The sequence below is a fragment of the Nocardia brasiliensis NBRC 14402 genome (assembly GCF_000308475.2).
Lineage (GTDB): Bacteria > Actinomycetota > Actinomycetes > Mycobacteriales > Mycobacteriaceae > Nocardia > Nocardia brasiliensis.
In genome coordinates this window covers 38,105-56,710 of sequence record NZ_BAFT02000110.1, presented here as the reverse complement: position 1 = coordinate 56,710, position 18,606 = coordinate 38,105, and the positions used below count along the sequence as shown (strand labels likewise).

At 68.0% G+C, this 18,606-nt stretch carries 18 protein-coding genes; 6 read left to right on the top strand and 12 right to left on the bottom strand.

Annotated features, from left to right (window positions below):
- Positions 1-252 precede the first annotated feature (252 nt).
- The 6 genes from TY25_RS36495 to TY25_RS36470 are packed head-to-tail and all read right to left on the bottom strand — an operon-like array spanning position 253 to position 5,925.
- Positions 253-1,449: a TetR/AcrR family transcriptional regulator gene (locus TY25_RS36495; RefSeq protein ID WP_042264240.1), complete on the bottom strand. Its 1,197-nt coding sequence runs from the start codon at positions 1,447-1,449 to the stop codon at positions 253-255.
- Between the two features lie 14 nt (positions 1,450-1,463).
- Positions 1,464-3,011: a long-chain-fatty-acid--CoA ligase gene (locus TY25_RS36490; RefSeq protein ID WP_042264238.1), complete on the bottom strand. Its 1,548-nt coding sequence runs from the start codon at positions 3,009-3,011 to the stop codon at positions 1,464-1,466.
- Between the two features lie 7 nt (positions 3,012-3,018).
- Entirely contained in the window at positions 3,019-3,849 is an 831-nt protein-coding gene (locus TY25_RS36485; RefSeq protein ID WP_042264235.1) for an SDR family NAD(P)-dependent oxidoreductase, read from the bottom strand.
- A gap of 15 nt (positions 3,850-3,864) precedes the next feature.
- Entirely contained in the window at positions 3,865-4,275 is a 411-nt protein-coding gene (locus TY25_RS36480; RefSeq protein WP_042264232.1) for a MaoC/PaaZ C-terminal domain-containing protein, read from the bottom strand.
- Positions 4,272-4,733: a MaoC family dehydratase N-terminal domain-containing protein gene (locus TY25_RS36475; protein WP_042264231.1), complete on the bottom strand. Its 462-nt coding sequence runs from the start codon at positions 4,731-4,733 to the stop codon at positions 4,272-4,274. Before TY25_RS36475 ends, TY25_RS36480 begins: the two co-directional genes overlap by 4 nt.
- A 4-nt stretch (positions 4,734-4,737) precedes the next feature.
- Complete coding sequence (locus tag TY25_RS36470; RefSeq protein ID WP_042264229.1) at positions 4,738-5,925, bottom strand: lipid-transfer protein; 1,188 nt, start codon at positions 5,923-5,925, stop codon at positions 4,738-4,740.
- A gap of 704 nt (positions 5,926-6,629) precedes the next feature.
- On the opposite strand from TY25_RS36470, the gene TY25_RS36465 reads away from it, so the two are divergent.
- Positions 6,630-7,940: a fatty acid desaturase family protein gene (locus TY25_RS36465; protein WP_042264226.1), complete on the top strand. Its 1,311-nt coding sequence runs from the start codon at positions 6,630-6,632 to the stop codon at positions 7,938-7,940.
- Here TY25_RS36465 and glpK (TY25_RS36460) read toward each other — a convergent pair whose 3' ends face one another.
- Positions 7,941-9,473, bottom strand: a complete 1,533-nt coding sequence (glpK, locus tag TY25_RS36460) for a glycerol kinase GlpK (protein WP_042264224.1) — start codon at positions 9,471-9,473, stop codon at positions 7,941-7,943. It abuts the gene before it with no gap.
- 30 nt (positions 9,474-9,503) lie between these two features.
- Positions 9,504-10,268 (bottom strand): IclR family transcriptional regulator, encoded by a 765-nt coding sequence (locus tag TY25_RS36455; protein WP_042264222.1) that lies wholly within the window; start codon positions 10,266-10,268, stop codon positions 9,504-9,506.
- A gap of 251 nt (positions 10,269-10,519) precedes the next feature.
- Here TY25_RS36455 and TY25_RS36450 point away from each other — a divergent pair, with 251 nt between their 5' ends.
- From TY25_RS36450 to glpD, 3 genes are read left to right on the top strand one after another with little or no spacing between them, the layout of a single operon-like run.
- Positions 10,520-11,341, top strand: a complete 822-nt coding sequence (locus tag TY25_RS36450; protein WP_042264221.1) for an MIP/aquaporin family protein — start codon at positions 10,520-10,522, stop codon at positions 11,339-11,341.
- Positions 11,342-11,382: 41 nt separating this feature from the next.
- On the top strand, positions 11,383-12,903 hold the full coding sequence (glpK, locus tag TY25_RS36445) for a glycerol kinase GlpK (RefSeq protein WP_042264218.1): 1,521 nt from the start codon (positions 11,383-11,385) through the stop codon (positions 12,901-12,903).
- Positions 12,904-12,946: 43 nt separating this feature from the next.
- Complete coding sequence (gene glpD / locus TY25_RS36440; RefSeq protein WP_042264216.1) at positions 12,947-14,626, top strand: glycerol-3-phosphate dehydrogenase; 1,680 nt, start codon at positions 12,947-12,949, stop codon at positions 14,624-14,626.
- A 71-nt stretch (positions 14,627-14,697) separates the two neighbouring features.
- Here glpD and TY25_RS36435 read toward each other — a convergent pair whose 3' ends face one another.
- Positions 14,698-15,582, bottom strand: coding sequence for a class I SAM-dependent methyltransferase (locus tag TY25_RS36435; protein WP_042264214.1), 885 nt, complete (start codon positions 15,580-15,582; stop codon positions 14,698-14,700).
- 88 nt (positions 15,583-15,670) lie between these two features.
- Between TY25_RS36435 and TY25_RS36430 the strand changes: the two genes are divergently transcribed.
- Complete coding sequence (locus TY25_RS36430; protein ID WP_042264212.1) at positions 15,671-16,321, top strand: class I SAM-dependent methyltransferase; 651 nt, start codon at positions 15,671-15,673, stop codon at positions 16,319-16,321.
- Here TY25_RS36430 and TY25_RS43045 read toward each other — a convergent pair.
- Positions 16,318-16,482, bottom strand: a complete 165-nt coding sequence (locus TY25_RS43045) for a hypothetical protein (protein ID WP_156055173.1) — start codon at positions 16,480-16,482, stop codon at positions 16,318-16,320. The genes TY25_RS36430 and TY25_RS43045 overlap by 4 nt on opposite strands.
- Positions 16,483-16,640: 158 nt before the next feature.
- Here TY25_RS43045 and TY25_RS36425 point away from each other — a divergent pair, with 158 nt between their 5' ends.
- Positions 16,641-17,354: a M24 family metallopeptidase gene (locus TY25_RS36425; RefSeq protein WP_042264211.1), complete on the top strand. Its 714-nt coding sequence runs from the start codon at positions 16,641-16,643 to the stop codon at positions 17,352-17,354.
- 8 nt (positions 17,355-17,362) lie between these two features.
- Here the strand turns inward: TY25_RS36425 and TY25_RS36420 are convergent, their stop codons facing one another.
- Together TY25_RS36420 and TY25_RS36415 are read right to left on the bottom strand one after the other, a co-directional pair.
- A complete protein-coding gene (locus tag TY25_RS36420; protein WP_042264209.1) occupies positions 17,363-18,145 on the bottom strand; it encodes an SDR family oxidoreductase in 783 nt (260 codons plus the stop codon).
- A gap of 9 nt (positions 18,146-18,154) precedes the next feature.
- Positions 18,155-18,604, bottom strand: coding sequence for an SRPBCC family protein (locus tag TY25_RS36415; protein WP_042264790.1), 450 nt, complete (start codon positions 18,602-18,604; stop codon positions 18,155-18,157).
- Between the last annotated feature and the right edge of the window lie 2 nt (positions 18,605-18,606).

Genomic DNA, 18,606 nt, shown 5'->3' with positions numbered 1-18,606 from the left:
CCCCGGCGTTTCGACAACGCCGTTACGGGCACCCCGCGTTCGCGGGGCTGCCCGTGCACGTACCGACTCCAAGGAGATCGTCGACCGTGTTCCGCCAAGACAACTCGACACGCGCCAACCAATCATCCGTCGATATCGCCGACGACACCGATTCCACTGTCGTATGGCCGGATCCGAGCCCACTGGCTTCCTGGTGGGCACAGGTCATGCAACCCGGTGCGGGTTCGCGCACCGCGGCCCGCGGACGCTGAATCAGCGGTCTGGGCCGGGCAGTCCGAGGACCTCGGCGGCGATCGCCGCCGCCACCGCGTCGACATCGCGGTAGGCCCGCACCTGCCGGGTCGAGGCCAGGTCGTTCAGCATCGACTGGGCGGCTTGCACCCTGATGCGGGCGGGAATCGGCTCCCACTCCGGCCGAAGCCGACGCAGCAGATGCACCCACTCGGCGATGTAGGCGCGCTGTGCCGCTTTTGCGCGCCTGCGATCGGCCTCGGGCAGATGCCGGGTCTCGGAGACGAGGGTCTGCATCAGATGCGGGTTCTCGAAAACGAAAGCGCTGTAGCTCGCGAGCAGTCGTTCGAGCGCGTCGCGCGGACCGGCGGCCTGCGCCAGCGCCCGGTGCAGGTCGCGGCGCAGCCATTCGTCCCCGCGCACGATGGCCGCGAGCAGGATATCGGCCTTGCCCGGAAAATGGTTGTAGACACTGGGGCCGGCGATGCCGACGGCGGCGCCGATCTCGTCCATCCGGACGCTCGCGAAACCGCGTGCCGCGAACAGCTTCGTCGCCTCGGTGAGAATCGCTTCCCGGCGGTCCAGCGCAGCGAGCGGCACGGGGTCACGCTCGCGATCGCGAAGTTCGCCGAATACCGGCCGCGGGGCACCGACCACCGAGTCGACGAGTTCGCCGAGCAACGTGCCGAATTCGGGCTCGGGCAGCGAAAGGCTGTGGAACGAGACGCTGTTCGCGACGGCGAGCGCGGACCAGGCGAGCAGATCCGCGGCCGCCGGGGTCAGATCGGGGCGGCGGACGGCGATGAGCGCGGCGAGGCGGGCGCCGATGCGGCGCGCGGCGGCACGGAATTCGGCGCGGTCGTCGACGGACAGGTGGCGCGCCTCGCGGCGCCACAGCACGCCGACATCGCGGCGGGCGAGCGTGGTCGCCGCGAGCGTGGCACCGATCTCGTCCGGCTGTGCCGCCGCGGCATCGACCGCCCCGGCGAACGCGGTCAGTGCCTCGCCCACCACGGTGGCCAGCAAGCTTTGTTTACCGCGGAAATGCCGGTACAGCGCGGACGGCCCGATCGCCACCGCCGCGGCCACATCACCCATCCCGACATCGGCATATCCGTTACGGCAGAACAGCTCGGCGGCAGCGGCGACGATCAGTGCACGCCGGTTCGCCGGCCTGGTGCCGCGGGCCGGACGGACCAGGTCCGGCCCGCTCACCATACGATTTCGCTCCCTCAGGACACTTGACTCGCGTCCGGCTCCCAATACTTCCTGCGCAGTTCGCGCTTGAGAATCTTACCGGCACCCGAGACCGGCAATGCCGCGGCGAACTCCACGGTGCGTGGCGCCTTGTACCCCGCGATCAGCGATTTGCAATGCGCGCGCAACTCCGCTTCCGTGGCCTGCGCGCCGGGCAGCAGCACGACGACGGCATGCACCCGCTCGCCCCACTCGTCGTCCGGCACGCCGATCACCGCGCACGAGGCGACGGCGGCGTGCGCGGCCAAGGCGTTCTCGACCTCGGCGGAGTAGACGTTCTCCCCGCCGGTGATGATCATGTCCTTGAGCCGGTCCACGATGAAGACGTAGCCGTGCTCGTCCATCCGGCCGCCGTCGCCGGTGTGCATCCAGCCGTCCCGGACCGCGGCCGCGGTGTCCTCGGGCCGATTCCAGTAGCCGAGCATGACGTTGTCACCGCGCACGACCACCTCACCGACCTCGCCGCGCGGCACCTCGTTGTCGTCGGCATCGACGATGCGGACCTCGACGTGCGGCGTCGCCCGGCCCGCCGAGCGCCGCAGCACCGGGTCGTCGTGCTCGGCCGGCCCCAGCAGCGTCGCGACGGGTGCCAGCTCGGTCATGCCGTAAGCCTGGGTGAACCCCGCCATCGGAAAGACCTTGCGGGCGCGGGCGAGTACCGCCTCCGAGATCGGCGAAGCACCGTAGGTGACCGTGCGGACACCGCTGAGATCGAAATCCGCGACGGCCGGATCGTCGACGAGCAGCTGAATCATGGTCGGCACCAACAGCATATTGGTGACGCCGTGCGTACCGATCGCCTGCAGCACGCCGCCCGGGGTGAACATCGGGACGAAGACGTGTGACGCGTTCACCAGATTGCCCGCGACCCACATGGCGATATCCGCGAGGTGGAACATCGGCGCGACATGTAGCACCGTGCCGTACGGGGTGACGAAATCCCCCACGGCACAGCTGCCGAGCGCGGAGATGATCATGTTGTCGTGGCTGAGCATGACCCCCTTCGGGTGCCCGGTGGTGCCGCCGGTGTAGAAGACACCGGCCAGCTCGTCGCCGCCGGTTCTGGTGTCCGCGACCGGCTCGTGCTCGGCGACCAGTGTCTCGTAGTTCAGCGCGGCGTCGGGCGTCGGGCCGTCACCGCAGAAGATCACCGTCGTGAGGCCCGGAAATTCTTGCCGCAGTTGCGGAATCAGGGCCGCGAACGCGTCGTCGACAAGCAGCACCCTGGTATCGGATTCCCGCAGCGAGTAGCTGATCTCCGCCGGGCTCCAGCGAATGTTCACCGGGTTGACCGCGGCCCCGAGCCAGGGCACCGCGTAGAGGTATTCGTAGTAGCGGTCGGAGTTCAGCGCGAGGATGCCGACCCGATCGCCGCGCCGGACACCGAGTTCGGCCAGTGCGCCCGCGAATCGCGCGATGCGATCGGCGGATTCGGCAACGGTGCGCACGCGGTCGCCGAAAACCGTGAGCACACGATCCGGATGCTGCTGCAGCGTGCGGTGCAGCGATTGGGTCAGATACATCGTCGTCCTAGATGTTGAAGCCGCCGCCGCAGACCAGGGTCTGCCCGCTGACGTAATCCGATTCCGGAATGCAGAACAGGTAGACCGCACCCGCGGCCTCTTCCGGCGTCCCGCCGCGCCCGAGCGGCACCATCTGCTCCATCGCGGCGAGCAGATTCGGGTTGACGCCGACCTTGATCTCCTTGCCCGCCACGTCGATCGTGCCGCCGGTGCCGGCCGGCGCCTCGGTGAGCCGGGTCTTGATCAAGCCGAACGCGACCGCGTTCACGGTCACGTTGTAGCGGCCCCACTCCTTGGACAGGGCCTTGGTGAGACCGAGGATCCCGGCTTTGCCCGAGGAGTAGTTCGCCTGTCCGGCATTACCGCCCGTGCCGGCCAGCGAGGAAATATTGACCACCTTGCGGCACGGCACCGGCTCGCCCGCCTCCTTGGCCCGCTTCGCGGCCGCGGCGATCACCGGCTGCGCGGCCCGCAGGATCCGGAACGGCGCCTTGAGATGCACGTCGAGGATGGCGTCCCACTGCTCGTCGGTCATCTTCTGGATCACCGAATCCCAGGTGTAGCCGGCGTTGTTGACGATGATGTCCAGCCCGCCGAACTCGTCCACCGCGGCCTGCACGAACCGCTCGGCGAAGCCCTCCTCGGTGACGCTGCCGACGCACGAAACCGCCTGTCCGCCCGCGGCTTCGATCGCCGCGAGGGTTTGCTTCGCCGGTTCCGGATCGAGGTCGTTCACCACCACCCGCGCGCCCTCGCGGGCCAGCTTCAGCGCGATCTCCCGGCCGATCCCGCGGCCGGAGCCGGACACAATGGCGACCTTGTCATCCAGAGTTCCCATGTGCTGCAAATCCTTTCAGAGTGCGACGACGGCGTCGCCGAGCAGGGTGACCGTGCCGTCGGCGAGGACGACGGCCAGTTCCAGGGTGGCGCGGCGCTCGCCGTCCACCTCGTCGATCGCCACGACCTTGCCGGTCGCGGTCGGCTGGGCGTGCACCGGCGTGATCGCGGCGAAGCGCACCCGATACGCGCGGATCGCCCGCAGGCCGAACCGATCCGAGACCAGCCTGCCCAGATAGGCCATCGACAACATGCCGTGCGCGAAGACGTCGTCGAGCCCGGCGGACTTCGCCACGTCGAGGTCGATGTGGATCGGGTTGTGATCGCCGGAGGCACCGGCGAACAGCGCCAAGGTGGTTCGGGTGATCGGCGCGAGGCGCAGCGGCGGCAATTCGGTGCCGACCTCGATGGGCACGAGACCAGTCATGCTGCGGTGACCTCCGGGTTGCGTACGACGATCACGGATTTCAATTCGGCGACCAGGGTGCCATCGGCCCGCGTCACGGTGGAGGTCTTCTCGATGAACTCCAGTGCGCCGCCTTTTTTGCTGTACACGTTGCCGATGGTCGGCGTCGCGGTCAGCACATCGCCCGCCACCGCGGTGCTGTGATAGACGAACGACTGCTCGCCGTGCAGCACCCGGCGCAGGTCGACGCCGAGATCGCCGAGCCAGCCGAACGAATCCGGACTGTCCAGCTCGATGCCGAACAGAAAGGTCGGGGGCACCGGTAGATTCGGATAGCCCGCCGCCTGCGCGGCGGCGAGATCGGTGTAGATCGGGTCGGTCTCGCCGATCACCTCGGCGAAGAAGCGCAGCCGCCCTGCCTCCACCGTCAGGGTGCTCGGCGGCAGCTGTTTGCCGATCACACTCGGGTCCACGGGCATCCGCTCAACCCACCTTCTCGTACAGGGTCACCACGGCCGCGCCGCCGAGACCGATGTTGTGTTGCAGCGCGATTTTCAGGTCGTCGGCGACCTGACGGCCTTCGGCCTCGCCGCGCAATTGCCAGACCAGCTCGGCGCATTGCGCGAGTCCGGTCGCACCGAGCGGGTGTCCCTTGGACAACAGGCCGCCTGAGGGATTGGTGACCACCCGTCCGCCGTAGGTGTTGTCACCGTCGTTGACGAACTGCTCCGCGGTCCCCTCCGGCGTGAGGCCGAGCGCCTCGTAGGTGAGCAACTCGTTGGCGGTGAAGCAGTCGTGCAGTTCGACCACCCGGATATCCGTCGGCGCGACACCGGAGGCTTCGTAAACCTGGTGTGCCGCAGCCTTGGTCATGTCGTAGCCGACGATCTTCGTCATGTCCTTCTGCTCGAAGGTGGACGGAAAGTCGGTGGTCATCGCCTGCGCCCGGATCACCACCGAGCGGTCGATGCCGTTGGCCGCGGCGAACTCTTCGCTGACGAGCACCGCCGCGGCGGCGCCACAGGTGGGCGGGCAGCACTGCAATCGGGTCAGTGGACCGTAGATGTGCGGGGAGGCGAGCACTTCACCGACCGTCAGCGGGTCGCGGAAGACCGCGAACGGATTGTTCGCCGCATGCCTGCGCGATTTCACCGAGATCTTCGCGAAGGTCTCCGGGGCGGTGCCGTAGCGCTCGGCGTAGGTACGCCCCGCACCGCCGAACATCTGTGCGGCGAAAGGAGATTCGTCGCGTTCCTGGATCTCGTCCATCACCTCGTCGAAGCGGGCGAACGGACTCGGCCGGTCGGCGTAGCCGCGCGCGAGCGCACCGCGCTGCATCTGTTCGAAACCGACCGCCAGCACCGCGTCCGCCGCGCCGGACTCGACCGCCTGGCGCGCGAGGAACAGCGCCGACGAACCCGTCGAGCAGTTGTTGTTGACGTTGATCACCGGGATACCGGTCTGGCCGAGCCCGTAGATCACCGCCTGCCCGCAGGTCGAATCACCGTAGACGTAGCCGGCGTAGGCCTGCTGGATACGGGAGTAGTCGAGGTCGGCGTCGAGCAGTGCGGCCCGCGCCGCTCTGGTGCCCATGACGTCGTAGGTCTCGCTGCGGCTCGGGGTGGTGAACGGGATCATTCCCACACCCGCCACGACTGCACGTCTGCTCATGTCCGTCCCATCAACATTGACTAGCGACTGTTCACTTATTGAACAGCACAATGCGATGAGCATCCAGGAATTCGCGAAAGTTCCTGGTCAGCGGCGTGAATTACGCTATCGATGATTCACTTAGGCCGAAAGGAACGGCCCCCGGAACGGCTAGAGCCCCCGCATCTCCGGTGGAGGTGCGGGGGCTCGCGCGTCATGTCCGGCGTCAGGCGTGCGGCGGAGCGACCTCCCCGACAACAGAACCGGAGCCGTCCTCGGCCCTACTGAACACCGGCTGATGATGTACTTCACTGCTCTCGGCAGGCTTATACACCTGGATGGGAATGGTGTCGTGGCTGAACAGCCCCGACCCTTGCCCGCTTTCCTGACTCATTCGTCGAGCCTCCTCCGATCGGCCGCCAATAGCCGATCCCCTCTATTCAACCCTCTCCGCGCCGAGAACCTCGCATGATCCCCACCGTGGTGTCGAAATTCCCCTGCCGGAACGCGTGATTCGCGGCGGCCACGTGCCGTTTGTCTCGCATCCGCCTGCTGTTGCGCCTACCGTCGCCGCGGCGGTGGTAGCGTCGAGGGCAGGAATCATCGACGTCGGCTCTCAATCTCCGACCGTCCCAGCTCGAATTCCGAGCAACGCCGATCGAGACGCGCATCGGCGGCCGGTCCGGCGTCCCCTGCGCTGGGCGGCGATCAGCCGAGAAGGACCTATGGCCATCACCGATATTGCCGTGTATTCACACCTGAGCAAGGAGGACATCGAGTCGCTCGGCGCCGAGCTCGACACGATCCACCGGGACACCAGCGAATCGCTCGGTGGCCGCGACGCGGCCTACATCCGGCGCACCATCCGCTTCCAGCGGGCCCTGGACATCGCCGCCCGCCTGCTGATCGCGGTCAACCGCAACCGGACGACGTGGTTGCTCGGCACGGTGTCGCTGGCCGCCGCCAAAAGCATCGAGAACATGGAAATCGGCCACAATGTCTCGCACGGCCAATGGGATTGGATGAACGATCCGGAAATCCATTCCACCAGTTGGGAATGGGACATGGTCGGGCTGTCCGCCCAGTGGAAGTACTCGCACAACTTCCGCCATCACGTCTACACCAACGTCATCGACATGGACGACGACATCGGTTTCGGCGTGATGCGGGTGACCAGAGACCAGGAGTGGAAGCGCGAGCATCTGTTGCAGCCGCTGCAAAACCTGATCCTGGCCACCACTTTCGAATGGGGCATCGGCTTGCACGGCCTGTACGCGGATCGCGACCGGGTCGAGACCAAGGCCGAGAAGACCGCGCTGACAAAGGCTTTCCTGCGCAAGGTGGGACGCCAGGCGGTCAAGGACTATGTCCTGTTCCCCGCGCTGAGCGGAAAACGCTGGCGGCGTGCGCTGACCGCGAATATCGCCGCCAATGTCCTGCGCAACGCCTGGGCCTACGTGGTGATCTTCTGCGGGCACTTCCCGGACGGCGCGGAGAAATTCACGCCCGCCGCGCTGACCGCCGAGACCAGATCCGAATGGTATCTGCGGCAGATGCTGGGCACCGCGAACTTCGATGCGGGACCGACGCTCGCCTTCGCCAGCGGAAACCTCTGCTATCAGATCGAACACCACCTGTTCCCCGATCTGCCGAGCAACCGCTACGCCGAGATCGCCACCCGGGTTCGCGCCCTCTGCGACAAGTACGACCTGCCCTACACCAGCGGCTCGCTGCTGCGGCAGTACCTGCTCACCATGCGCACCATCCACAAGCTCGCGGTCCCCGACCGCTGGCTGATCGCCACCTCCGATGATGCGCCGGAAACCGCGTCCGAGAAGAAGTTCCAGGCCGGCGCCGCGCTGGCGGTCGCCGAACTCTCCGATGTGACAACGGGTTTGCGCACCGCGCTGCACAACGCGCGGCTCCGCCTCGAACTCGAAGCGGGCCTCGAGGGCAATGCGCTGCGCCGCGCCGTGGCCAGGGTCAGGTCCAATATCGCCGGTTCGTTGCGCAGGCCGGTCGCCGACGCCGGATGATCATGGCGTTCGCGCCTCGTCGCGACGGCGCTTCGAGCGCAACCAGCCGAAGGTCAATTGCACTGCGCGCTGCCAGTTCTCGTACTCGTCGGCGCGGTGCAGCGGGTCCATCTGCGGGACCCATTGGGCGGCCAGGCGCCAATTGTTGCGCAGGCCCTCCAGGTCCGGCCAGTAGCCGACGGCCAGACCGGCGGCGTAAGCCGCTCCGAGCGAAACGGTTTCGGCGACGAACGGGCGCATGACGGGCAGATCCAGCACGTCGGCCACGATCTGCATGAGCAGGTTGTCCGAGGTCATGCCGCCGTCGACGCGCAGGGCGCGGGCCTGTAAACCGGAGTCGGCGTTCATCGCGTCGACCACCTCACGGGTCTGCCACGCCGTCGCCTCCAGCACGGCCCGTGCGATGTGGCCCTTGGTGATATAGGACGTGAGACCGGCGATGAGACCGCGCGCGTCACTGCGCCAGTGCGGCGCGTACAGCCCGGAGAAGGCGGGCACGATGTAGCACCCGCCGTTGTCCTGCACTGTGCGGGCAAGGGTTTCGATCTCCGGGGCACTGGTGACCAGGCCGATGTTGTCGCGTACCCACTGCACCAGCGAGCCGGTCACCGCGATCGGCCCCTCCAGCGCGTACACCGGCTTCTCGTCGCCGATCTGGTAGCCGATGGTGGTGAGCAGACCGTGCGAGGACTGCACCAGTTCGCGGCCGGTGTTCATCATGAGGAACCCGCCCGTGCCGTAGGTGCACTTGGTTTCCCCACGCGCGAAACAGGTTTGACCGAACAGCGCCGCGTGCTGGTCACCGAGCGCGGCAGCGATCGGGATACCGGGCACGACGCGGCGGGTGGTCCCGTAGGACGCGGTCGAGGGCTGGATCCGCGGCAGCATGGCCGCGGGGATACCGAAGAAGCTCAGCAGCTCCGGATCCCAGGTGAGCGTGGTGAGGTTCATCAGCAGGGTGCGGCTGGCGTTGGTGACATCGGTCAGGTGCAGGCCGCCGTCGACGCCGCCGGTGAGATTCCAGATCAGCCAGGTCTCCATGGTGCCGAACAGCACCTCACCGCGTTCGGCCCGGTCCTGTAGTCCGGGAATGGAATCGAGCAGCCAGCGCAGCCGCGGCGCCGCGAAATAGCTGGCCAGCGGCAGCCCGCACAGCTCCCGAATGCGGTGTGCGCCAGGCTTTTCCTCGTACTCGCGGACCAGGTCCTCGGTCCGCACGTCCTGCCAGACGATGGCGCGCCGGATCGGTGCGCCGGTGCGGCGGTCCCACACCACCGTGGTCTCGCGCTGATTCGCGATGCCGAGGGCGGCCACCTGTTCGGCGGCGATGCCGGAGTCCCGCAGGGCTTGCGGCACGATCCGGTCGACATTGCGCCAGATCTCCATCGCGTCCTGCTCGATCCAGCCGGGCCGCGGATAGTGCTGCTTGTGCTCGCGTTGCGCGACGCCGACCAGGCGAGCGCGCTGATCGAACAGGATGCACCTGGTGGAGGTGGTGCCCTGATCGATCGCCAGCACGAAACGTTGGGTCATCCGCGTCCTCTCCTGCGATGAGTCAGTGGGTCAGTGTCCGCCGCCCAGATCTCGCGAGACCGCGTGCGCGGCGTCGCGTACCTGCCCGACCAGGGCGGCCCGGTGTCGTAATTGCGCGTCGCAGAGCCGGTCGACCGGTCCGCTGATGCCGATGGCGCCCACGACGAGTCCGCCGTGCGCGCGGATCGGCGCCGCGATGCCCGCCTCCCCCGGCCGGTATTCCTCGGTGTCGCCCGCCCAGCCCGCCTGCCGGACCGCGGCGAGCGTACGAGTGAGGACCGTACGGTCGATGATCGTGCGCCTGGTGAGCGAGGGCAGGTCGGTGCCGCGCATGTCCGCCAAGAGATCGGCGTCGTAGGCGAGCAGCACCTTGCCCAGGGCGGTCGCGTGCGGCGGGAGCAGTTCGCCCAGTTCGAGCGCCTGTTCGGAGTTGTCGGGGCGAAAGACGTGGTGCACCACCACCACGCTTCCGTCGACCGGCGCGCCGATGCGCACGGCTTCGCCCGTGCGCGCCGCCAAAGCATCCGCCCAGTTGATAGCGCGCGAACGTAGCTCGTTGGCATCCAGATAGCTGGTGCCGAGGTGCACGAGGGCCGCGCCGAGCTGATACTTACCGGTCGCCGGATCCTGCTCGACGAAACCGACGCCTTGCAACGTGCGCAGGATTCCGTGCGCGGTGGGTTTGGCGAGACCGAGCGCGCCCGCGATTTCGCCGACGCCGAGCCGGCCTGCGCCGCGGGCGAGCAGGCGCAGGATGGCCGCCGCTCGCTCGATCGACTGGATCGGTCCGGGCATGCCCCGAAACTAGCGGCCGGATTCGACAATGTCGAACATACGGTGAACAAACAGCAACACTCCCGGCGCTCAGTGTGACGTGCGTCATGCCCGCTTCCTCGGCCGCCCGACACTAGCGGCAGCAGCTGGGGGCAGCCAGGCTCACCGTTCGGCATTGTCGAACGCGCACTATGTCCGGGTTCGCGGCCGGGTCGTAACGTCTCGATGCGCAGGGTCGCGTGGGGCGACCACGGGCGAACGGAGACTCAACGATGAACTTCGGCTCGATCTTCCTGAGTGAGGCACTCGGCACAGGGATGCTGGTCTTACTCGGTGTCGGCGTAGTCGCGAACGTATTGCTGACCAAATCCAAGGGCTTCGACGGCGGCTGGCTGTTGATCAACTTCGGGTGGGGTCTGGGCGTGCTCGCCGGTGTCTACGTCGCCTACAAAACAGGCGGTCACCTGAACCCTGCGTACACGATCGGCGTGCTGGCCAGCGGCGCGGACGAGTACACGGCCGGCGTCGAGATCACCCTCGCCACCACGCTCGCCTACATTCTCGGCCAGTTGGTCGGCGCCTTCGTCGGCGCGAACCTCGCCTACGTCGCGTACAAGCGGCACTTCGACGAGGAAACCGACGAGGAGAAGAAGCTGGGCGTCTTCGCCACCGGCCCCGCGATCCGGGGGCTGTCCTGGAACTTCGCCACCGAGGTGATCGCCACCTTCGCGCTCGTGCTGGTGCTGCTGGCCATGGGCCACACCGCCACCGGCCTCGGGCCGCTCGCCGCCGCGCTGCTGGTGGTCGGCATCGGCGCCTCGCTCGGCGGGCCCACCGGCTACGCCATCAACCCGGCGCGCGACCTCGGGCCGCGGCTGGCGCACGCGCTGCTGCCGGTGAGCAAGGGCGCCGCGGTCCGGCCGGTGCGCGAGCCCGCCACCGTCGGCGGCGGCGCGGCCGAGCTCCGGGCCGATCCGGGCCCCACCGATCTGCCGGGCCGTAAGAACTCCGACTGGGGTTATGCCTGGGTGCCCATCGTCGGCCCGCTGCTCGGCGGCGTGCTCGCGGGTCTGGCCGCACAGGTCCTTTTCTGAATACCTTTCTCTTTCCACAGCTTTCCCCGAAAGGACCACCGATGACCCAGTATGTCGGCGCCATCGACCAGGGCACCACGAGCACCCGCTTCATGGTGTTCGATCACAGCGGCAACGAGATCGCCCGCCACCAGCTCGAACATCAGCAGATCCTGCCGCAGGCCGGCTGGGTGGAACACGACCCGACCGAGATCTGGGAGCGCACCCGCGCGGTCATCCAGAGCACGCTCACCAAGGCCGATCTGCAGGCGAGCGATCTGGCCGCGGTCGGCGTCACCAACCAGCGCGAGACCACCGTCGTGTGGAACCGCCGCACCGGCCGCCCGTACTGCAACGCCATCGTCTGGCAGGACACCCGCACCGATCGCATCGCGGCGGAACTGGAGCGGGCCGGCCACGGCGACACCATCCGGCACAAGGCCGGATTGCCGCCCGCCACTTACTTTTCCGGCGGCAAGCTGCGCTGGATCCTGGACAACGTCGCCGGCGTCGCCGAGGCGGCCGAACGCGGCGAGGCCATCTTCGGCACCACCGACAGCTGGCTGCTGTGGAACCTGACCGGCGGGGTCGACGGCGGCGTGCACGTCACCGATCCGACCAACGCCAGCCGCACCATGCTGATGAACCTGGAGACCCTGGACTGGGACGACGAACTGTTGTCCATCTTCGGGATTCCGCGCTCGATGCTGCCCACCATCGCCCCGTCGTCGAATCCCGAACTGTTCGGAAAGACCAGGGCCGACGGCCCGTTCGGTGGCGAGGTGCCGCTGGCGGGCGTGCTGGGCGATCAGCAGGCGGCCACGGTCGGCCAGGTGTGTTTCCGCCCGGGCGAGGCGAAGAACACCTACGGCACCGGAAACTTCCTGCTGCTCAACACCGGCACCGATATCGTGCGCTCCGAACACGGCCTGCTCACCACGGTGGCCTACCGGCTCGGCAACGACAAGCCGGTGTACGCGCTGGAGGGCTCGATCGCGGTGACCGGTTCGGCGGTGCAGTGGCTGCGGGACCAGCTGGGCATCATTTCCGGTGCGTCGCAAAGCGAATCGCTGGCCCGGCAGGTCGAGGACAACGGCGGGGTGTACTTCGTGCCCGCGTTCTCCGGGCTGTTCGCACCGTACTGGCGCTCCGACGCGCGCGGTGCGATCGTCGGGCTCTCCCGGTTCAGCACCAACGCCCACCTGGCGCGGGCGACGCTGGAATCCATTTGCTACCAGACCCGTGACGTCGTCGAGGCCATGCAGGCCGACTCCGGCGTGCAGCTCGACGTGCTGCGGGTGGACGGCGGCGTCACCGCCAACGAGCTGTGCATGCAGCTGCAAGCCGACTTCCTCGGCGTGCCGGTGTCGCGCCCGGTCGTCGCGGAGACCACCGCGCTCGGCGCCGCCTACGCGGCCGGCCTCGCGGTCGGATTCTGGAGCAGCACAGACGAACTCGTGCAGAACTGGCACGAGGACAAGCGCTGGAACCCCACCTGGACCGAGGAGCAGCGCGAACGCGGCTACGCCCGCTGGAAGAAGGCCGTGGCGCGCACCCTCGACTGGATCGACGTCGACGAGTAGCTCGTCGGCGCTTGGCGACTTATCACCGAAGAAGGAGAATGCAATGTCCGCGAGATTGGATCCGAGCTACCGCGCCCGCGCGGTCGAAGCCCTGGGCGACAACGACATCGATGTGCTGGTGATCGGCGGCGGCGTGGTCGGCGCCGGTGCCGCGCTGGACGCCGCGTCCCGCGGCCTGAGCGTCACCCTGGTGGAGGCCAGGGATTTCGCCGCGGGCACCTCGAGTCGTTCCAGCAAGCTCATCCACGGCGGCCTGCGCTATCTCGAACAGCTCGACTTCTGGTTGGTGCGTGAGGCGTTGAAGGAGCGGGGCCTGCTGCTGAACAAGCTGGCCCCGCACCTGGTCCGCCCGGTGTCGTTCCTGCTGCCGCTGCAGCACCGGGTCTGGGAACGCGCCTACATCGGTGCGGGCGTCGCGTTGTACGACACCATCGGCGGTGCGCGGGCGCTGCCCATGCACCGGCACCTGAGCCGCACGCGCGCACTGGAATTGGCGCCCGCGCTGCGCGAGGACTCGATGACCGGGGCGATCCGCTACTTCGACGCGCAGGTCGACGACGCCCGCCACACCATGATGATCGCGCGCACCGCGGCCCAGCACGGCGCCACGGTGCTGACCCGCACCAAGGTCACCGGGCTGCTGCGCGACGGCGAGCGGGTGATCGGCGCGCAAGTGACCGATCTGGAGACCGGCCGCGAACACACCGTGCGAGCCCGTCGCGTGATCAGCGCGACCGGGGTGTGGACCGATGAGATGAACCGCATGACCGGCGTCGACTTCCCGTTCCACGTCAGGATGTCCAAGGGTGTGCACATCCTGGTGCCGCGCGAACGGCTCGACCTGGACACCGGCCTGATCATGCGCACCGAGAAGAGCGTGCTGTTCGTGATCCCGTGGCACAACCACTGGATCATCGGCACCACCGACACCGATTGGTCGCTGGACAAGGATCATCCGGCCGCGAGCAATGCCGACGTGCAATACATTCTCGACCACGTGAACGCGGTGCTGCGCGAGCCGCTGACCCGGGACGACATCGTCGGCACCTACGCCGGGCTGCGTCCGCTGCTGTCCGGCGCATCCAGCGACACCTCCACGCTGTCGCGGGAACACGCAGTGGCCGAACCGGTTCCGGGGCTGTTCGTGATCGCGGGCGGCAAGTACACCACCTACCGGGTGATGGCCGCCGACGTCGTCGACGCCGCGGTGCAGGGTCTCGGCCGCGCCGTCGCGCCGTCGGTCACCGACAAGCTGCCGATCCTCGGTGCGGTGGGCTACCAAGAGATGCGGGCCGATCTGGACAGCCTGGCGCAGCGCGTCGGCTTGCCCAAGGCCACGGTCGAGCACCTGCTCGGCCGGTACGGTTCCGGCGCGCACGACCTGTTCGAGCTGATCGCGACGGATCGGGCCCTGGCCGACTCGCTGCCCGGCGCCGAAGAGTACCTGGCCGCCGAGGTGGTGTACGCCGTAACCCACGAGGGCGCACTGCATCTCGACGACGTGCTCACCCGCCGCACCCGGATCTCGATCGAGGCCTCCGACCGCGGACTGCTCGCGGCCCCCGAGGTCGCGCTCCTGATCGGCCCGCACCTCGGCTGGGATACCGCGGACGCCGAGCGGGAACTCACCAGGTACCGGGATCGCGTCCAAGCCGAACTGGCCGCCAACAAGGCGGCCGACGACGAAGCCGCGAACGCCGCCCGCCTGGTCGCCGTCGCCTGACCCGTACACTCCGGCGGGCTCGAAGTGCCGGTCCGGCTTGCGATTCCGCACCGCACCGCCGAGTCCGCCGGTCAGTGCGCGCTCAGCTGGAAATCCCAGATGAGCAGGGCAGGCACGCCCGCTCGGGCCGCCTGCGCCGCCTCGGGCACCATGGCGGCCAAGGACCACGGCCAAACATCCCAGGGGCCAAGGTCTTCGGCCGGTGCAGGGGTGGGTCCGGTCGGCAACTCCGGTTCTTCGCAATGCCGCAGCTGGAACCCGAGCGGCAGTGCGGCACGCAGGTAGTCACCGACGAGGTAGCGGTAGACCGGAAGGCGCCCGGGTTGTCCGGCGCTGTCGCGCACCGTCGGCACCGAGCCGAACGCGACAGCATCGGGATGCGTATCGGCGATCACCAGATGCCCGCCCGGGCGCAACACCCTGGCGAACTCGGCGAGGATCGGCTCCAACGCCGAATTGTGGTTCAGCGCAAGGGCACACACGATCAGATCAACCGCGTCGTCGGGGACCGGCAAGTCGTGCAGATCTCCCGTTCGGAACTCCGCCTGCGGCACTCGGGCCCGCGCCTTGCCGAGCATCTCGGGTGAGCTGTCCACCCCGATCACCTGATGCCCGCGCTCGACCAGCCATCCGGCATGCCGCCCGGTCCCGCAGGCGGCATCGAGGACCGCGCCGACGGGCAACGCGTCGACGAGCCGCTGCACCACGGGGGTGTCGATATCGAAGGCCGCGTTCCCCGGCTCGTCGTAACGCGCCGACCAGATCCGGTACCCCGTCACCGTGTCCACCCGCTCGACCTCGACGGCGGCATCGATCAACGCCTCGTCCGCCAGCAGTTCGCGCACCTCGGCGATCCGGGCCGCCACGAAGTCCCGATCGTGCGCGCCGGTGAACGATCGCAACAACGCGATACCTTCGAGGCCCAGCAGGTACGCCAGCGGATGTTCGTAGCCCATGCCGGGTCACGGTACAAACCATTTCGCCCCCGCTCCAGCGATTTTCGGCCGTTGACCTCGAGTGCGGTTGAGGTCCGATAGTGGGGGTATGACTCAATCTGTCGAGCAATGGAATGCGGTTTACGACGAGGATGCGGCACCGTGGTTGATCGGACGTCCGCAGCCCGCGATCGTGGAATTGGAGCGCGCGGGATGGGTGCGGGGGCGGGTGCTCGATCCCGGGTGCGGCGCCGGTGAGCACACCATCCTGCTGACCAAGCTCGGGTACGACGTGGTCGGCATGGACCTGTCGCCCAGCGCGATCGAATACGCCCGGAGAAATGCTGCCGCGCAAGGGGTTCCGACCGCGCGCTTCGAGGCCGCGGATCTGCTCGCCCTGGGCGGCGCGCAGGCTGCGCCGACCTACGACACCATCGTGGACAGCGCGCTGTTCCACATCTTCGGCACCGAGCCGGAGAACCGTGCCGCCTACGTGCGCAGCCTGCACGCGCTCTGCAAGCCGGGCGGAGCGGTCCACATCCTGGCGCTCTCGGATGTCGAGCCCGGCTTCGGCCCTCGGATCAGCGACACCCTCATCCGTGAATCCTTCAGCGAAGGCTGGGAATTGGAGGATCTGCAGCCCTCGAAGTACCACGGCACGGTGACCGCTTCGGTACTCGGCCAGGACACCGGTTTCGATCTGCCCGCGGGCACCGCCGTCGAACTCGCCGCCTGGCAGGCCAGGTTCCGCCGGCTCTAACCGTCCATGCCCGCGTGTCCGTCCGGTGTCGATTCGTCGGTCTCCACATCGGCGCCGGACGGGTGCTCGTCGGCGTGGGTCGCCTTGGTGTGCTCGTCGGCGAAATCCGCCTCTTCCAGCTTCGATTCGGCCGTCGCCCGATCCATCTCTGGTCCGCTCATACCCGCCGCATACCCGATTCCGGCGCCGCGACGCTCCTCGGCTGCGCGGATGGTGCGCCGAAGCATATTTTGTGCGTGGCCGTGGCAGGTGAAGCACGTTTCGTGTGCGTGCCCGCTGCGTACAGACCGGACGGTGCGCGACGGGTTAGGGTCGAATTATGGAGACGGTGGGTGTGGACGAGGCGGCGCGGGTTTCAGCCCTGCTGGCGGCCGAGGCCAATGCGGTGGCTTTGTTCGATGAAGTGGTGGCGCGGGGCATCATCGCGGCGGGCGCGACCGAGTCGGAAGTCAGCGACGCGGTCCGCGACCTCGCGAACGAGATGTTCGGGACACGGCGGTTCTGGCACAAGCGCATCGTGCGTTCCGGGGTGAACACACTCGAGCCCTACAGCGCCAAACCGCCGAACCGGGTCATCGAAGCCGACGACATCTGCTTCCTCGACTTCGGCCCCATCTTCGAGGAATGGGAAGCCGACTTCGGCCGCACCTACGTACTCGGTGACGACCCGGCGAAACTGGCCCTGCGCGACGCGCTCGAACCGTTGTGGGAGCAGGGCCGCGCCTACTTCGAAGCGCACCCCGATATCACCGGCGACCAGCTCTACCAATTCGTCGTAGACCAGGCCGCCACCCAGGGCTGGGCCTTCACCGCCGAGATCGCGGGCCACCTGGTCGGCGAATTCCCGCACAAACAGATTTCCGGTACCCAGGTCACCTCGTACGTGGCCCCGGGCTCCACCCTGCCGATGCGCCGCCTCGATCCCAAAGACCGCCACTGCCACTGGATTCTCGAAATCCACCTCATCGATCAGGCCAACAACATCGGGGGCTTCTTCGAACAGCTACTCGACCTGCGCCCGCCGGCGAATTGACCGGTGGCTCAACGCCAGTGGTGATCGCCGAGGGCTGATACCTCGGAACCGCCGTCGGCGAAGACGATCTGGCCGGTGACGAATCGGTTGTCGGCGCCGGCCAGCCAGCAGATGAGGTCGGCGACCCATTCGGGCCGGCCGGGAAAGCCGCCGAACGGTTGCGGCGCAGCGGTTTCGACGGCGGCGCGGATCTCGGCGTCGGTAAGGATATAGGCGGCGGCGGGCGTATCGACGACGCCCGGTGCGACGACGTTGAGGGCGATACCGGAACCGGCCCACTCCTGCGTCGGGGCAACTCTGCGCACCCAGCGGTTCAGTGCGCGCTTCGCGATCCCGTAACCGCCGGTCACACCACCGGCGGCGGGATCAGCGGCGAGACGGGCGACCGCGGCGGCCTCGTCGCCGTCGAGGCAGGCCTGCACGATGCGTTCATCGGCCGGGGCCAGCGAGGCGGTCGACGACACCGCCACCGCGCGGGGCGCCGGACTCTGGGCGAGTAACGGTCGCAACCCGGCCAAGGTCGCCACCGCCCCGAAGTAATTCGTTTCCAGCAGACCGGTTCTGCCGCCGCCGGCGATAGCCAGCACGGCGTCGATCGGCCCGCGCACCTGCTCGATCAGCGATTGCCTACCGGCGGGGGTGGACAAGTCGGCCTGGATCTCGGCGTTGTCCAGATCGCAGCCGATGACGATGGCGTCGCGCTCCCGCAGCAGGGCGGCGGTCGCCGCACCGATACCGGAAGCGGACCCGGTGATCACATATCTGCGACCGGCAAAACCTGTGTGCGACATCGCATTCCCTCAGTCGGCAGCGGATTCCGCGGCCTTGGCGATATCGTCGAGATCACGCTGCAGCATGCGGCGGGTGGGACCTTCGAAGAGCCTACCGATGAAAGCTGCTGTGCGCGTGACCTTGCCGTGCGGCTTGCCTTCGAAACCCATGGCCAGCAGGGTGTTCTGGCCTTTTGCTGTGAGCGTGAAGATGGAGCGGTAGTGGGTGCCGTGCGAATCGGCTTCGGTGGTGTAGGTCTGGCCGGGTGCCAGTGCGGTGACCGTCAGGGTCTCGGTGGCTTCTTTACCGAACATGACCCGGGTTTCCCGCCACTTGGTGCCGACGGTGAATCCGGCTCCGTTGTCGAGGCGTTCCAAGCGGGTGATTCCGCGAATCACCTCGGCGGTGCGCTCCAGATCGGTGATCACCGCCCAGACCCGGTCGGGGGTAGCGGCGACCTCGCGGGTAACCGTGATCATCG

What these genes read in the sequence shown, in the direction of transcription:
- TY25_RS36430 (WP_042264212.1), top strand. Translation starts at nt 15,671, where the DNA reads ATGACTCAATCTGTCGAGCAATGGAATGCGGTTTACGACGAGGATGCG.
- glpK (WP_042264218.1), top strand. Translation starts at nt 11,383, where the DNA reads ATGACCCAGTATGTCGGCGCCATCGACCAGGGCACCACGAGCACCCGC.
- TY25_RS36420 (WP_042264209.1), bottom strand. Translation starts at nt 18,145, where the DNA reads ATGTCGCACACAGGTTTTGCCGGTCGCAGATATGTGATCACCGGGTCC.
- TY25_RS36480 (WP_042264232.1), bottom strand. Translation starts at nt 4,275, where the DNA reads ATGACTGGTCTCGTGCCCATCGAGGTCGGCACCGAATTGCCGCCGCTG.
- TY25_RS36465 (WP_042264226.1), top strand. Translation starts at nt 6,630, where the DNA reads ATGGCCATCACCGATATTGCCGTGTATTCACACCTGAGCAAGGAGGAC.
- TY25_RS36470 (WP_042264229.1), bottom strand. Translation starts at nt 5,925, where the DNA reads ATGAGCAGACGTGCAGTCGTGGCGGGTGTGGGAATGATCCCGTTCACC.
- TY25_RS36475 (WP_042264231.1), bottom strand. Translation starts at nt 4,733, where the DNA reads ATGCCCGTGGACCCGAGTGTGATCGGCAAACAGCTGCCGCCGAGCACC.
- TY25_RS36450 (WP_042264221.1), top strand. Translation starts at nt 10,520, where the DNA reads ATGAACTTCGGCTCGATCTTCCTGAGTGAGGCACTCGGCACAGGGATG.
- TY25_RS43045 (WP_156055173.1), bottom strand. Translation starts at nt 16,482, where the DNA reads ATGAGCGGACCAGAGATGGATCGGGCGACGGCCGAATCGAAGCTGGAA.
- TY25_RS36495 (WP_042264240.1), bottom strand. Translation starts at nt 1,449, where the DNA reads ATGGTGAGCGGGCCGGACCTGGTCCGTCCGGCCCGCGGCACCAGGCCG.
- TY25_RS36435 (WP_042264214.1), bottom strand. Translation starts at nt 15,582, where the DNA reads ATGGGCTACGAACATCCGCTGGCGTACCTGCTGGGCCTCGAAGGTATC.
- TY25_RS36485 (WP_042264235.1), bottom strand. Translation starts at nt 3,849, where the DNA reads ATGGGAACTCTGGATGACAAGGTCGCCATTGTGTCCGGCTCCGGCCGC.
- TY25_RS36415 (WP_042264790.1), bottom strand. Translation starts at nt 18,604, where the DNA reads ATGATCACGGTTACCCGCGAGGTCGCCGCTACCCCCGACCGGGTCTGG.
- TY25_RS36425 (WP_042264211.1), top strand. Translation starts at nt 16,641, where the DNA reads ATGGAGACGGTGGGTGTGGACGAGGCGGCGCGGGTTTCAGCCCTGCTG.
- glpK (WP_042264224.1), bottom strand. Translation starts at nt 9,473, where the DNA reads ATGACCCAACGTTTCGTGCTGGCGATCGATCAGGGCACCACCTCCACC.
- glpD (WP_042264216.1), top strand. Translation starts at nt 12,947, where the DNA reads ATGTCCGCGAGATTGGATCCGAGCTACCGCGCCCGCGCGGTCGAAGCC.
- TY25_RS36455 (WP_042264222.1), bottom strand. Translation starts at nt 10,268, where the DNA reads ATGCCCGGACCGATCCAGTCGATCGAGCGAGCGGCGGCCATCCTGCGC.
- TY25_RS36490 (WP_042264238.1), bottom strand. Translation starts at nt 3,011, where the DNA reads ATGTATCTGACCCAATCGCTGCACCGCACGCTGCAGCAGCATCCGGAT.